We start from the raw sequence: 13778 nt of genomic DNA on the forward strand, positions 1-13778 counted from the left end.
ATGGGCCAATGGCTCGACAGCCTTACCACTTGGCTCAGCGCCAACCCGCAATGGCTCGGCATCGCCATTTTCCTGATTGCCTGCATCGAGTGCCTGGCCATCGCCGGCATCATCGTGCCCGGCACCGTATTGCTGTTCGGTGTGGCGGTACTGGCCGGCAGCGGCGCCTTCACCCTCGGGGAAACTTTGTTGCTGGGGTTTGCCGGCGGCCTGCTAGGTGACGCAATCTCCTACGCAATCGGTAAACACTTCCACCAGAACATCCGCCGCCTGCCGCTTTTACGCCATCACCCGGAATGGATCGGCAGCGCCGAAACCTACTTCCAGCGCTATGGCATCGCCAGCCTGCTGGTCGGTCGTTTCATCGGGCCATTGCGGCCCATGCTGCCGATGGTCGCGGGCATGTTCGACATGCCGCTGCTGCGCTTCATCGCCGTCAGCATGGTCGCGGCCGCCGGCTGGTCAGTGGCCTACCTGCTGCCCGGCTGGGCCACGGGTGCTGCGATTCGCCTGCCATTACCTGAAGATTTCTGGCCACAGGCCGGCATCATCGTGGGTACGTTGGCAGCATTGGTGGTGCTCAGCCTGAACCTCAGCATCCGTGACCGACGTCACGGCAGCCGCTGGATCAGCGGGCTGTGCCTGCTGGCGCTGATTGCGCTGTTCCTCGGCTGGCCCTGGTTGCACGATTTCGACCAGGGCGTGATGACCGTGGTCCAGGAACACCGCCGCCAAGCCCTGGACGGCACCGTCGTGCTGATCACCCGCCTGGGCGACTTCCGCACGCAATTTTTCCTCGGTGGGCTGATCACCGGGCTGCTGTTGCTGGTTCGGCAATGGCGCCACGCAGTGTTCGCCGGCTGCGCGCTGATCGGCACGGCCGTGGGCAACGGCACGTTGAAATGGCTGTTTGCCCGCGCCCGCCCGGAGGTGCTCAGCGAGCCCCTGACCAGCTACAGCATGCCCAGCGGGCACAGCTCGGCGTCGTTCGCCTTCTTCCTGGTGCTGGCGATTCTGGCCGGGCGCGGCCAGCCGCCGCGGATGCGCCTGACCTGGGTGTTTCTGGGCTGCCTGCCGGCCATGGCGATTGCCCTGTCGCGCGTCTACCTCGGCGCGCATTGGCCAACCGACATCCTTGCCGGCACCTTGCTCGCCTGCGCCGTGTGCGCCCTGACCCTGACCCTGGTGCAGAACCGCCAGCCGTTACCGGCGATGCCGCAGCGGGTGTGGTGGCTGGTGTTGCCGGCGTGCCTGGCACTGCTCGGTTTCTTCGCGCTGTACGCGTTGCCGGCAGCCGTATTGCGCTACTCGTATTGAACCAGAGCGCTGGCCCGCTCAGGCGAACAGTTCGCCCTGCAGTTGTTCGAGCAACGCCTGGATGGTGTCCAGGCGTTGCTCGGGCGAATCGGTGGCCAGCAGCGCGAGCTTGTCCTGCTCCAGAAACGGCAGCAGGTAACTCAGCTGATTGGCCAGCGACTGCCGCCCGTTGACGGCCTGGGGCATGTCCAGAGACTTCACCATCGGGTGTTCACCCAGCGCCAGCAGCAGGGCCAGCAGGTCGTCGTCCTGTTCGGCCAAGGCGTTGTCGGCCTGCTCGGTCAGCCAATCGACCTCACCGACCAGCAACTGGTCCTTGAGCACTTGGGTGGCACCCAGCTGGAAGCGCCGGCCCCCTTCTACGCGGATGCCTAGCAGGCCGTTGTCCTGCTGCACGAAGTCGCGGATCAACGCCTCGCAGCCGACCGTGGACACGCCGGCAGGCGCCTGTCCGACCTGCTCGCCCTCGACGATGCACACCACGCCAAAGCCTTCGCCCTGCTTCATGCAGCGGCCGATCATGTCCAGGTAGCGAGCCTCGAAAATCTGCAAGTCCAGCAGGCAGCCTGGGAACAGCACGGTGTTGAGCGGAAACAGCGGTAACGTCATCTTGTGTCCTCAGGTCACCAGGCTGACCGCCAACGGCAGGAATACCGCAGTGGCCACACCCATCAAGCTCATTGCCAGCGCCGCAAAGGCGCCGCATTCATCACTTTCCTGCAACGCCACCGAGGTGCCCACCGCGTGGGCCGAGATCCCCAGCGACATCCCCCGCGCCTCGGGACTGGTCACACCGAACCGGCTGAGCAGCGCCGGCCCGAAGATCGCGCCGAGCACGCCGGTGATCAGCACGAACACCGCCGCCAGGGCGGCCACGCCGCCGATCTGCTCGGCCACCAGCATGGCGATGGGCGAGGTCACCGACTTCGGCGCCATGGTCATCAGGATCATGTGTTCGGCGCCAAACCCATACCCCAGCGCCACACAGGCGATCGTGGCGAACAGCCCTCCGATGACCAGCGTAGTAAAGGTCGGCCAGAACAGCTGGCGGATGCGCCGCAAGTTCAGGTACAGCGGAATCGCCAGGGCCACCGTCGCGGGGCCGAGCAGGATGTTGAGGATCTCGGTGCTGGTGCGGTACTCGCGATACTGAATGCCGCACAGCAGCAAGACGCCGATCACCAGCAGCATCGACACCAGCACCGGTTGCAAGAAGATCCAACGGGTTTTTTCGTAGGCCGCCACCGCCAGTTGATAAGCGCCCAAGGTGACGCCGATGCCAAACAGCGGGTGGTGCACCACCGCCTCCAGCGCGCCGTGAAAATTCGGCGTCATGGCTGCTCCTTGCGCGCGTTTTGCCGATGGATGAGCTTCTGCATCAGCACGCCCACCAGCACGAGCGTGGCCAGGCAGGAAATCACCAACGCGCCCACGATGGCCCAGAAATCGGCGGCGATGTCCTTGGCATAGACCATCACCCCGACCGCTGGCGGCACCAGCAGCAACGGCAGGTAACGCAGCAGGCTCGACGACGCGTCACTCAGCGGCTGGGCGACCTCGCCGCGTATCATCAGCCAGGCCAGCAGCAGCAACAGGCCAATGATCGGGCCGGGCAACATGGGCAACAGCAGATGATTGATCGCCGTTCCCAGCAGCTGGAACAGCACCAGCCACGACAAACCACGCAACAGCATAGGCACCTCCTCCGGGCAATCGGGCCATTATAAGCACGGCTTCGACCCACATCAGACGACAAAGGCCGTAGAACGCTGCCACTTAACGGCATTGAAGACAACACGAGGGCTGCCAACCTGCAACATGACATGCAGCGGCTGCGCCCCATAGCCTGGAGGCGTGCTTCGTCTGAAGTACGGCCATGACCACGGTCGATGGCTGTCTGCCTGGGCACGATCTGCGGCATACTCGCGGATTTTCCAGCCCGGACTCCGTCATGCGCCCACTGCTGCCCCTTGCGTTGACATTGCTGCTCGCTGCCTGCGGCGAGGGCGAGCCCCTGTTGCCACCAGATGCGCGCCTGCCCGACGGTGGCCGCTACCGAGGCGAGCTGGTCAACGGGCTGCTGCAAGGCCAGGGGCGCATCGACTACCCCAATGGCAGCTTCTACCAGGGCGGCTTCGACAAAGGGCAATGGCAGGGCGATGGCGAATGGCACGGCAGCCACGGCGAGGTCTATCGCGGCCAGTTCGCCGGCGGCCTGTTCGACGGCCTGGGCGAACTGACCACGCCCGACAGCCACTACAGCGGCACCTTCAAACAAGGCCGGCGCGACGGCGAGGGCACGCTCAAGCAACACGATCAGCTGTACCGCGGCCAGTTCAAGGACGACCAGTACCAGGGCGCCGGCGAGCTGCAGATGGCCGACGGCAGCCGCTACCAGGGCCTGTTCAGCCAGGGCAAGCCCAACGGCGCCGGGGTGCGTAGCGATGCCAGCGGCAACCAGTTCAGCGGCACCTTCGTCGATGGTCAACTGCAGGGCAGCGGCACCTTCGACAGCATCGAGGGCGAGCAGTACATCGGTGATTTCAAGGACAGCCGCCTGGAAGGCCGGGGCCGTTACGAAAACGCCGATGGCGACGTCTGGATCGGCCCCTTCAAGGACGGTGCACTGGTCGGTCAGGGCGAATTGCTCGGGGCCGACGGCAGCCACTACAAAGGTGAATTTCGCGACTGGCGTTTTGCCGGCCAGGGCCATCTGCAACTGCCAGACGGCAGCCAGTATCGCGGTACGTTCGACAACGACACCTACCATGGCCAAGGCCGCCTGACCCATGCCGACGGCCGTGTCGAAGCCGGCGACTGGGTCAACGGCGTGCGCGTGCGCGATGAGAAAGGCCATCTGTTGCCCGATCCACTGGACCTGGCCCTGCTCAACCAAGGCGCGCTGCTGGAACAGGCCTTGGCCGCCGTGCCGCAGGCCAGGGCGCTGCAGGTCGATGCTGCGCGCGCGCAACCCACCCCCACCCGGACGGCTGGAACCCGCGCAGCGCAGGCCAAGGCTGTGCAGGCCGATGCGCCACCCAGCCAAACGACGCAAGCCCGCGCGGCTCAAAGCCCTGCGGTGCAAGCGACCCACGTGCAGTCGGGAAAAACCTCTCCTACTTCACAGGCCACGGCACCGATCCAGCTCTACAGCCTGATCGTGGCCGGCGATGGCCAGCAAAGCATATTCCTGCGCGAAGCCGATTACGTCAGCCATCTGCTCAAGGTGCGCTTTGGCGCTCACGGTCAGATCACCTTGGTGAACCACCGTGACACCCTCGCCACCCGGCCCATGGCGACCCGCGAGAACATCCGCCGTGCCGCACAAACCCTCGCTGAACGCACCTCGGCCAATGACCTGTTGTTCATCTACCTGACCAGCCATGGCAGCGCCGACCATCAACTGGTGCTCGATCAACCGCGGCTGCAACTGGCCGATCTGGCCGCCGACGAGCTGGCCAGCGTGCTGGCACCGCTCAAGCACCGCGACAAGGTGATCGTGGTCTCGGCCTGCTACTCGGGCGGCTACATCGCCCCGCTGCAAGATGAACGCACCCTGATCATGACGGCTGCACGGCATGACCGAGTGTCCTTTGGTTGCTCGGAAGAAGCCGATTTCACCTACTTTGGCGACGCCCTGTTCGCCCAGGCTTTGAACCAGACCGACGACCTGAAACAAGCGTTTGAACTGGCCCGCGCCAGCGTTGCCGAACGAGAACGACGGGAAGGCTTCGAGGCCTCTGAACCGCAGTTGTGGGCGCCGCCGGGCGTGATCGCGCACTGGCAGCAGTTGCGCCGCCAGCAGGCCGAACACGCGCTGAACGAGAGCAACCCCTAGGGGCTGAGGGCTGAGCGGTCGCCAGACCCTTGCGAGGGCGCCGTGGGCCCGCGCGCGATGCGAAGCGCTTGGCCAAATCGCCCACCGCCTATCCTGCAACCTGTCGCACGCCCGCTACGCTGACTGTATCAACGGAGAAACATCATGTATTTGACTCCTCAGCACGTGTTGCTTGCCGGTGCCACCGGCCTGACCGGCGAGCACCTGCTCGACCGCCTGCTCAGCGAGCCCACCGTCACCCAGGTCCTGGCGCCGACTCGCCGTGCGCTGGCCGAGCACGCCCACCTGAACAACCCGGTCGGCGAACTGGCAACGTTGCTGCCCAGTCTGACCGGCCACTTCGACATCGCCTTCTGCTGCCTGGGCACCACGATCAAGCAGGCAGGCTCGCAAGCGGCTTTTCGTGCCGTCGACCTCGACTTGGTCAGGGCCTTCGGCCAGCGCGCGCGGGAACTGGGCGCCCGGCACCTGCTGGTGATCAGTGCGATTGGCGCCGACGCCGAGTCTTCGGTGTTCTACAACCGGGTCAAAGGCGAGATGGAGGCGGCGTTGCAACAGCAGGACTGGCCGCAGCTGACCATCGCCCGCCCCTCCCTGCTGCTCGGCGAACGCCTGAATCAACGCCTGGGCGAACGCCTGGCCGCGCCGCTGGCAAAACTGATCCCAGGCAAATACAAAGGCATCGAAGCCTGCACCTTGGCCCGTGCGCTGTGGCGACTGGCGCTGGAAGAGCAGGACGGTGTGCGGGTGGTGGAATCGGACGAGCTGCGTCGTCTGGGCAAATAAGGCCGTGGCAAGCCAGTGCCAGTGAGCCAACAAAAAACGGCGCGTCCCCGTGGTGGGGAGGCGCCGTTTTCGTGAGCGTCGCTGACGCGCTGAGTGGCGCGTTCCACTCAAAGGCTCACTGTGTGGCACTCGGCGCTACAAGCCACCCGTGGCATTGAAGCCGACACCGAGCGCAGTCAGCACCGACAACGGCAGCAACAGCGTGTCGAGTAGCGCACTGCCCGGCAGGTCGAGTGCCGGCCAACGGGGCGCGGCTGTACCGAAACGATCCTCGGCGCAGCAGCCGCCCTCCAGTGCATAGAGGTTCAGCCGGGTGCCTGCGTACACCACAGGCGCCCCTGGCTGCTTGGCATCGAGCGTGCTGACCGTGGCGCAGCCGCCGAGCAGCGACAACGCCCCCGCCAGCACCAGCGCTCTCACGCCTCTCCACCCAGGTGATGCTCGCCCCAGCGCGGCAGCATGTCTTGAGGGATGTCCAGCAGGTTGAGAATCCGGGCGACGACAAAGTCGATCAGGTCATCGATGGTCTGCGGCTGGTGATAGAAACCCGGCGCTGCCGGCAGAATTACCGCGCCCATGTTCGACAGCTTGAGCATGTTCTCCAGGTGAATCGTGGAAAACGGGGCCTCGCGCGGGACCAGAATCAGCTGCCGGCGCTCCTTGAGGGTCACATCGGCGGCGCGCTCGATCAGGTTGTTGCAGGCACCGGTGGCGATGGCCGACAGCGTGCCGGTCGAGCACGGCACCACCACCATGGCCGCCGGCGCGCCGGAGCCCGAGGCCACCGGCGACATCCAGTCTTCCTTGCCATACACGCGAATCTGCCCGGCGGCGGCACCGGTGTATTCGGTGAGGAAGGTCTGCGCGGCTTGCGGCTTGGCCGGCAGGTCGACGTCGGTTTCCGTGGCCATGACCAACTGCGCCGCCTTGGAGATGAGGAAATGCACCTCGCGGTCTTCACGCACCAGGCAATCGAGCAGGCGCAAGCCGTACTGCGCGCCCGAAGCGCCGGTCATGGCCAGGGTAATACGCTGCGGCCCGCTCACTGCAGGGCCTCGGCGAGCTTCAGGTGCAGACCGCCAAAACCGCCATTGCTCATGATCACCACGTGGGTGCCAGGGCGAGCCTGGTCTTTGACCCGCTCGATGATCGCTTCAAGGCTGTCGGCAACCACCGAAGGCACCGTGCACCGGGCGGCGGTCCCGGCCAGGTCCCAGCCAAGGTTGGCCGGTGCGTACCAGATCACCTGATCGGCGTGGTTGACACTGTCTGGCAGACCGTCGCGATGGGCACCGAGCTTCATCGAGTTGGAACGCGGTTCGATGATGGCAATGATCGGTGCCTCACCGACGCGCTTGCGCAGGCCGTCGAGGGTGGTGGCGATGGCCGTGGGATGGTGGGCGAAGTCGTCATAGAGCGTGACGCCCTGCACCTGGGCGATGGTTTCCATGCGCCGTTTGACATTCTTGAAGGCGCTCAGCCCCTCGATGCCCAGCGCCGGCGCCACGCCGACATGGCGGGCCGCGGCCAGGGTGGCCAGGGCGTTGTCGACGTTGTGCTGACCGGTCAGCGACCACTGCACCACGCCCTGCACCTCACCGTCGAACAGCACCTCGAAGTGCGAACCGTCGGCGCTGAGCAGACGCGCCTGCCATTGGCCGCCGTCGCCGGTGGTCTGCACCGGGGTCCAGCAACCCATGCCGATAACGCGTTGCAGGGCACGTTCGCGGGTCGGGTGGATCACCAGGCCCTCGCTGGGAATGGTGCGCACCAGGTGATGGAACTGACGCTCGATCGCCTCCAGGTCGGGGAAGATATCTGCGTGATCGAACTCAAGGTTGTTGAGGATCGCGGTACGCGGGTGGTAGTGCACGAACTTGGAACGCTTGTCGAAGAAGGCGCTGTCGTATTCGTCGGCCTCGACCACGAAGAACGGCGTCTCACCAAGACGCGCGGACACCGAGAAGTTCTGCGGCACGCCGCCGATGAGAAAGCCCGGGCTCATGCCGGCATGCTCCAGCACCCAGGCCAGCATGCTACTGGTCGTGGTCTTGCCATGGGTGCCGGCCACGGCCAGCACCCAGCGGCCCTGCAGCACGTGGTCGGCCAGCCACTGCGGCCCGGACACGTAGGGCAGGCCCTTGTTCAGCACGTATTCCACCGCGGGATTACCGCGCGACATGGCGTTGCCAATCACCACCAGGTCAGGCGCGGGTTGCAGTTGCGCCGGGTCGTAGCCTTGGGTGAGTTCGATGCCTTGGGCCTGGAGCTGGGTGCTCATGGGCGGGTAGACGTTGGCATCGGAGCCGGTGACGCGATGCCCCAATGCCTTGGCGAGCACCGCCAGAGAACCCATGAAAGTGCCGCAAATACCGAGAATATGAATGTGCATGATCGACCTCGCAAAACGTCGAGGCAGGGTAGCCCAGGCCTAGGGAAAGCGCACCCTGTGTTTCGCTCAGTCGACCCTGCGAATGCCGTGCTTGCGCAGCTTTCGGTACAAGGTGTTGCGACTGATGCCCAGGTGCTCGGCCACCTGCGTGAGGTGCCAGCGCCGGGCCTGGAGAATGCCGAGCAACGCCTCGCGCTCGGCCAGTTCCAGCGCGCTGCCGGCGGCGGCCTGCAACGCCTGGGCGGGCGCAACGGGCACGCTGCTGACCGGCACTGCAGCGCGCACCACGGCAGGCAGATCAGCGACGCTGACCCGAGCGCCTTCACACAACGCAACCACCGCGCGCAGCACGTTCTTCATCTGCCGCACGTTGCCTGGCCAGGGGTAGTCGAGCAGTCGCTGGCGCGCAGCCGGGTCCAGGGTGATGGGCTGGCCGGCCGCCTCCTGCGCCAACAAAAAATCCAGCAGCGAGCCCTTGTCGCTGCGCTCGCGCACCGCCGGCAGGCTGACTTCCAGGCCATTGAGGCGGTAATACAGGTCTTCGCGGAAACTGCCCTGCTCGACCCGCTCCAGCAAATGACGGTGGGTAGCGCTGATGATGCGCACATCCACACGCCGCGGCTCGCCGCCGATGGGCACCACCTGGCGATCTTCCAGCACCCGCAGCAAGCGGGTCTGCAGAGCCAGCGGCATGTCACCGATCTCATCGAGCAGCAACGTGCCGCCGTCGGCCTGCAACAGCTTGCCGCGCATGCCTTCCTTGCGCGCGCCGGTGAAACTGCCACCGCGATAACCGAACAGCTCGCTCTCGATCAGGCTTTCCGGAATCGACGCACAGTTGATCGCCACGAACGGCCGGCCCTGGCGGTCACTGGCCTGGTGTACGGCCTGAGCGAAAGCCTCCTTGCCGCAGCCCGTTTCGCCGCACAACAGCAACGGCACGTCGCGTTGGAAGACGCGCACCGCGCGGCGGAAGTCGTCCACCAGCGCCGGGTCGACCCAACACCCCTGGGCGGTGGCGCGGCGAACCGTCGGTGCCGGCGCCGGCACGCTCCACAGCGCACGCGCCGCCTGCCCGCGCACACTTGCGAACAAGGACCGGCCCTGATGCGTCTGCAACGGCCACACCGCGCCGGCCTCGGGCGTGGCGCGGGCCAGCAGGTCGTCGAGGCGGCACGCGAAGAAGCGCTCCACCGACTGGCCGAGCATACCGCTGCGCGGTGCGCCCAACAGGTTCAGCGCGCTCTGGTTGACCGCATGAATGCGGCCATCGCCGTCGAGGGCCAGCAGCCCCTCGCTGAACAGCCCCACCGACTCGGCCTGCACATGAAAGCGCAGCAGCCACAGGTGCTCGAACTGGCGCAGGAAGTAGCAGCGCTCGATCACCTTGGCCGAGAGGTTGACCAACGTCATGGTGTGGAACTGGCTCTGGCGCGATACCTCCGTGCGCGCCGAAGACACATCCAGCACCGCCAGCAGTTCGCCCTGCGGATCGAACACCGGGCTGGCCGAACAGGTCAGGCCGGTGTGCCGACCACGGAAATGCTCTTCCTGATGAATGGTCAGCGGCTGGCGTTCGACCAGGCAGGTACCGATGCCGTTGGTGCCTTCGCGCGCCTCGCTCCAGTCGGCGCCAAGCCACAGCCCCGCGCGCTCGAAGATGCGCTGTTCGGTCGGGGCGGTGACCGAGTTGAGAATGATGCCGCGCGCATCGGTCAGCAGCACCGCATGCCCGGCGCCGCTCAGTTGCTGATGCAGGCTGTGCATTTCCGTGCCGGCGATTTCCAGCACCTGACCCAGGCGCTCGCGACCCTGCTGCACATGCGCGTGCTCCAGAACCGCGGGAGCCTGCGCGAGCGCCGGGTCCAGGTGGTAGTCCTCCAGGCAGCGCAGCCAGGAGCGGGCGATCGAAGGGTCACTGGCCGCACCGCTAGGCTGCCCACTGGCAACGGTGAACACTTGATGGGCATGACGGCTGAACGGGCTGCTGTTCATCGCGCGGGCTTCTGTGCAGAAGAATTTCCCTGAGCATCCTCTTGCCCACCGGGCTTTGCAATGGGCCAAAGGTCGGGCGGCGGCGCGCTGTACCGAACAGGGCACAAAGTGTCACTCCCAGGCGTATCAAAGGCGTGACAGCGACACTGCAACGGCGCTGCCCGGGCAGCCGAAAGCCCCGTATTCATTGGCCTTGCAGGCGCTGGCCCGACCTTTGCTCTACGCTTTGCCACTCCTCAACAACCATAAGACAGCCAGGAGACACACCATGCGTTACGCACATCCCGGTACCGACGGCGCCAAGGTCTCGTTCAAGGAACGCTACGGTAACTTCATCGGTGGCGAATTCGTCGCCCCCGTGGACGGTGAGTACTTCACCAACCTCTCCCCGGTGAACGGCAAGCCCATCGCCGAATTCCCCCGTTCCACCGCCAAGGACATCGACAAGGCCCTCGACGCCGCCCACGCTGCCGCCGATGCCTGGGGCCGCACCTCGGTGCAGGACCGCTCCAACGTGCTGCTGCGCATTGCCGACCGCATCGAGCAGAACCTGGAACTGCTGGCCATCACCGAAACCTGGGACAACGGCAAGCCGGTCCGCGAAACCCTCAACGCTGACATTCCCCTGGCCGTCGACCACTTCCGCTACTTCGCTGGCTGCCTGCGCGCCCAGGAAGGCGGCGCCGCCGAGATCAACGAAACCACCGTGGCCTATCACATCCACGAGCCGCTGGGCGTGGTCGGGCAGATCATCCCGTGGAACTTCCCGCTGCTGATGGCCGCCTGGAAACTCGCCCCGGCCCTGGCCGCCGGCAACTGCGTGGTGCTCAAACCGGCCGAGCAGACCCCGCTGGGCATCACCGTGCTGATGGAGCTGATCGGCGACCTGCTGCCCAAGGGCGTGCTGAACGTGGTGCAAGGCTATGGCCGTGAGGCAGGCGAAGCCCTGGCCACCAGCAAGCGCATCGCCAAGATCGCCTTCACCGGCTCCACCCCGGTGGGTTCGCACATCATGAAGTGCGCGGCGGAGAACATCATTCCGTCGACGGTCGAGCTGGGTGGCAAATCGCCCAACGTCTACTTCGAAGACATCATGCAGGCCGAAGACACCTTCATCGACAAGGCCGCCGAAGGCTTGGTGCTGGCGTTCTTCAACCAGGGCGAGGTGTGCACCTGCCCATCGCGCGCACTGGTGCAGGAATCGATCTACCCGCAATTCATGGAAGTGGTGATGAAGAAGGTGCTGCAGATCAAGCGCGGCGACCCGCTCGACACCGACACCATGGTCGGCGCCCAAGCCTCGCAGCAGCAATTCGAGAAGATCCAGTCGTACCTGAAGATTGCCCAGGAAGAAGGCGCCGAGCTGCTCACCGGCGGCAAGGTCGAGCAACTCGAAGGCGCGCTGTCGACCGGCTATTACATCCAGCCGACCCTGCTCAAGGGCAACAACAAGATGCGCGTGTTCCAGGAAGAGATCTTCGGCCCGGTGGTCAGCGTCACCACCTTCAAGGACGAAGCCGAAGCCCTGGCGATTGCCAACGACACCGAGTTCGGCCTCGGCGCCGGTGTATGGACCCGCGACATCAACCGCGCCTACCGCATGGGCCGTGGCATCAAGGCCGGTCGCGTATGGACCAACTGCTACCACCTGTACCCGGCGCACGCCGCGTTCGGTGGTTACAAGAAATCGGGCGTGGGCCGTGAAACCCACAAGATGATGCTCGACCACTACCAGCAGACCAAGAACCTGCTGGTGAGCTACGACATCAATCCGCTGGGCTTCTTCTGACCCGCTGAATCAGCCCGCGCCTGCATCCCCTCCCCCTGCAGGCGCGGGTTTCCTGAAAAGAGGCCACACTCCACTTCCATACCCAGATCGGCAATCGTGCTGAACCGCTCTGGCTCGCTTCCTGCAACACACATCACCACACGGTACGCAGCTTCTGCGATCCGCAAAAAAACAACAGGTGAACATTATGCCAAGCGATCACTCCGGCCCTGCGCCGGCCAATCATTCGGTCGACTTCGAGAACGTCGGCTCCGAGTATTTCCAGCAACGTGAACTGAAAAAAGGCGCCGCCGGCTGGGTCCTGCTGGTGGGCCTGGGCGTGGCCTATGTCATTTCCGGTGACTACGCCGGCTGGAACTTCGGCCTGGCCCAGGGCGGCTGGGGCGGCATGTTCCTCGCCACCTTGCTGATGGCCACCATGTACCTGTGCATGTGCTTTTCACTGGCCGAACTGTCCTCGATGATCCCCACCGCAGGCGGCGGCTACGGCTTTGCCCGCAGTGCGTTCGGGCCCTGGGGCGGGTTCCTCACCGGCACGGCGATCCTGATCGAATATTCCATCGCCCCGGCCGCCATCGCGGTGTTCATTGGCGCGTACTGCGAGTCGCTGTTCGGCATTGGCGGCTGGATGATCTACCTGGCCTTCTACATCATTTTCATCGGCATCCACATCCTCGGGGTCGGTGAAGCGCTGAAGCTGATGTTCGCCATCACCGCCGTGGCCGCGATTGCCCTGATGGTGTTCCTGGTGAGCATGGTGCCCCATTTTGATGCAGCCAACCTGTTCGACATTCCGCAAACCGCTGCCGTCGGCGCCAGCAGCTTCCTGCCCTTCGGGTATGTGGGCGTGTGGGCGGCGATTCCCTACGCCATCTGGTTCTTCCTCGCCGTCGAAGGCGTGCCGCTGGCCGCCGAAGAAACCAAGAACCCCAAGCGTGACCTGCCCCGTGGCCTGATCGGCGCGATGCTGGTGCTGTTGGCGTTCGCCCTGCTGATCCTGGTGATCGGCCCGGGTGCTGCGGGCGCCGAAGCCCTCAAGGCGTCCGGCAACCCCTTGGTGGAAGCCCTGGCCAAGGCCTATGGCGGCTCGACCTGGATGGGCAGCTTCGTCAACCTGGTCGGCCTGGCCGGCCTGATTGCCAGCTTCTTCTCGATCATCTACGCCTATTCCCGGCAGATCTTCGCCCTGTCGCGCGCCGGCTACCTGCCGCGCAAGCTGTCGCAGACCAACAAGAGCAAGGCGCCGGTGCTGGCGTTGGTGATACCGGGGCTGATCGGTTTCGCGCTGTCGCTGACCGGGCAAGGCGATCTACTGATTCTGGTGGCGGTTTTCGGGGCCACGCTGTCGTATGTCCTGATGATGGCCGCGCACATCACCCTGCGCATCCGTCGGCCGAAGATGGCGCGCCCGTACCGCACGCCGGGCGGTATCTTCACCTCGGGCGTGGCGCTGGTGCTGGCCTGTATCGCGGTCGTGGCCGGGTTCCTGGTCGATCCGCGCGTGGTGATCGGGGCTGCCGTCATCTATGGCGTGTTGATCGCCTACTTTGCGTTCTACAGCCGTCACCACCTGGTGGCCGGTACACCGGAAGAAGAATTCGCCGCGATCCAGGACGCCGAAGCGGCCCTGCACTGATCGCCGATCCGCGCCGCATGCCCAG

General features: G+C 65.3%; 12 protein-coding genes. 5 read left to right on the plus strand and 7 right to left on the minus strand.

Annotated elements, in window-relative coordinates; translation table 11 throughout:
- Complete coding sequence (locus tag SJI00_RS17325; RefSeq protein ID WP_322462925.1) at positions 1 to 1317, plus strand: bifunctional DedA family/phosphatase PAP2 family protein; 1317 nt, start codon at positions 1 to 3, stop codon at positions 1315 to 1317.
- Positions 1318 to 1335: 18 nt separating this feature from the next.
- Here the strand turns inward: SJI00_RS17325 and SJI00_RS17330 are convergent, their stop codons facing one another.
- The 3 genes from SJI00_RS17330 to SJI00_RS17340 are packed head-to-tail and all read right to left on the minus strand — an operon-like array spanning position 1336 to position 3011.
- Complete coding sequence (locus SJI00_RS17330; RefSeq protein WP_322462926.1) at positions 1336 to 1926, minus strand: LON peptidase substrate-binding domain-containing protein; 591 nt, start codon at positions 1924 to 1926, stop codon at positions 1336 to 1338.
- 9 nt (positions 1927 to 1935) lie between these two features.
- Positions 1936 to 2652, minus strand: coding sequence for an LrgB family protein (locus SJI00_RS17335; RefSeq protein ID WP_322462927.1), 717 nt, complete (start codon positions 2650 to 2652; stop codon positions 1936 to 1938).
- Positions 2649 to 3011 (minus strand): CidA/LrgA family protein, encoded by a 363-nt coding sequence (locus SJI00_RS17340; RefSeq protein WP_322462928.1) that lies wholly within the window; start codon positions 3009 to 3011, stop codon positions 2649 to 2651. The genes SJI00_RS17335 and SJI00_RS17340 overlap by 4 nt, the downstream gene beginning before the upstream one ends.
- Positions 3012 to 3268: 257 nt before the next feature.
- Here SJI00_RS17340 and SJI00_RS17345 point away from each other — a divergent pair, with 257 nt between their 5' ends.
- Together SJI00_RS17345 and SJI00_RS17350 are read left to right on the plus strand one after the other, a co-directional pair.
- A complete protein-coding gene (locus SJI00_RS17345) occupies positions 3269 to 5155 on the plus strand; it encodes a C13 family peptidase (protein WP_322462929.1) in 1887 nt (628 codons plus the stop codon).
- 144 nt (positions 5156 to 5299) lie between these two features.
- Positions 5300 to 5941 (plus strand): oxidoreductase, encoded by a 642-nt coding sequence (locus SJI00_RS17350; RefSeq protein WP_322462930.1) that lies wholly within the window; start codon positions 5300 to 5302, stop codon positions 5939 to 5941.
- Between the two features lie 135 nt (positions 5942 to 6076).
- Here SJI00_RS17350 and SJI00_RS17355 read toward each other — a convergent pair whose 3' ends face one another.
- The 4 genes from SJI00_RS17355 to SJI00_RS17370 form a co-directional block, all read right to left on the minus strand.
- Positions 6077 to 6361 carry a YceK/YidQ family lipoprotein gene (locus SJI00_RS17355; protein WP_322462931.1) on the minus strand — a complete coding sequence of 95 codons (285 nt, stop codon included), beginning with the start codon at positions 6359 to 6361 and terminating at the stop codon, positions 6077 to 6079.
- Positions 6358 to 6987, minus strand: coding sequence for a flavin prenyltransferase UbiX (ubiX, locus tag SJI00_RS17360; RefSeq protein WP_322462932.1), 630 nt, complete (start codon positions 6985 to 6987; stop codon positions 6358 to 6360). The genes SJI00_RS17355 and ubiX overlap by 4 nt, the downstream gene beginning before the upstream one ends.
- The gene (gene mpl / locus SJI00_RS17365) at positions 6984 to 8333 is read right to left on the minus strand and encodes a UDP-N-acetylmuramate:L-alanyl-gamma-D-glutamyl-meso-diaminopimelate ligase (protein ID WP_322462933.1); all 1350 of its coding nucleotides are present in this window, start codon (positions 8331 to 8333) and stop codon (positions 6984 to 6986) included. The genes ubiX and mpl overlap by 4 nt, the downstream gene beginning before the upstream one ends.
- A gap of 66 nt (positions 8334 to 8399) precedes the next feature.
- Complete coding sequence (locus SJI00_RS17370; protein ID WP_322462934.1) at positions 8400 to 10328, minus strand: sigma-54-dependent Fis family transcriptional regulator; 1929 nt, start codon at positions 10326 to 10328, stop codon at positions 8400 to 8402.
- A 268-nt stretch (positions 10329 to 10596) separates the two neighbouring features.
- On the opposite strand from SJI00_RS17370, the gene exaC reads away from it, so the two are divergent.
- On the plus strand, positions 10597 to 12117 hold the full coding sequence (gene exaC / locus SJI00_RS17375; protein WP_322462935.1) for an acetaldehyde dehydrogenase ExaC: 1521 nt from the start codon (positions 10597 to 10599) through the stop codon (positions 12115 to 12117).
- 187 nt (positions 12118 to 12304) lie between these two features.
- A complete protein-coding gene (eat, locus tag SJI00_RS17380) occupies positions 12305 to 13753 on the plus strand; it encodes an ethanolamine permease (protein WP_322462936.1) in 1449 nt (482 codons plus the stop codon).
- Positions 13754 to 13778 lie beyond the last annotated feature (25 nt).

Origin of the sequence: Pseudomonas gebzensis (assembly GCF_034427815.1) — a bacterium.
Classification (GTDB): Bacteria; Pseudomonadota; Gammaproteobacteria; order Pseudomonadales; family Pseudomonadaceae; genus Aquipseudomonas.

Excerpts from the sequence above, each read along its gene's own strand:
- SJI00_RS17325 (WP_322462925.1), top strand. The coding sequence starts at position 1 with ATGGGCCAATGGCTCGACAGCCTTACCACTTGGCTCAGCGCCAACCCG.
- SJI00_RS17330 (WP_322462926.1), bottom strand. The coding sequence starts at position 1,926 with ATGACGTTACCGCTGTTTCCGCTCAACACCGTGCTGTTCCCAGGCTGC.
- SJI00_RS17335 (WP_322462927.1), bottom strand. The coding sequence starts at position 2,652 with ATGACGCCGAATTTTCACGGCGCGCTGGAGGCGGTGGTGCACCACCCG.
- SJI00_RS17340 (WP_322462928.1), bottom strand. The coding sequence starts at position 3,011 with ATGCTGTTGCGTGGTTTGTCGTGGCTGGTGCTGTTCCAGCTGCTGGGA.
- SJI00_RS17345 (WP_322462929.1), top strand. The coding sequence starts at position 3,269 with ATGCGCCCACTGCTGCCCCTTGCGTTGACATTGCTGCTCGCTGCCTGC.
- SJI00_RS17350 (WP_322462930.1), top strand. The coding sequence starts at position 5,300 with ATGTATTTGACTCCTCAGCACGTGTTGCTTGCCGGTGCCACCGGCCTG.
- mpl (WP_322462933.1), bottom strand. The coding sequence starts at position 8,333 with ATGCACATTCATATTCTCGGTATTTGCGGCACTTTCATGGGTTCTCTG.
- SJI00_RS17370 (WP_322462934.1), bottom strand. The coding sequence starts at position 10,328 with ATGAACAGCAGCCCGTTCAGCCGTCATGCCCATCAAGTGTTCACCGTT.
- exaC (WP_322462935.1), top strand. The coding sequence starts at position 10,597 with ATGCGTTACGCACATCCCGGTACCGACGGCGCCAAGGTCTCGTTCAAG.
- eat (WP_322462936.1), top strand. The coding sequence starts at position 12,305 with ATGCCAAGCGATCACTCCGGCCCTGCGCCGGCCAATCATTCGGTCGAC.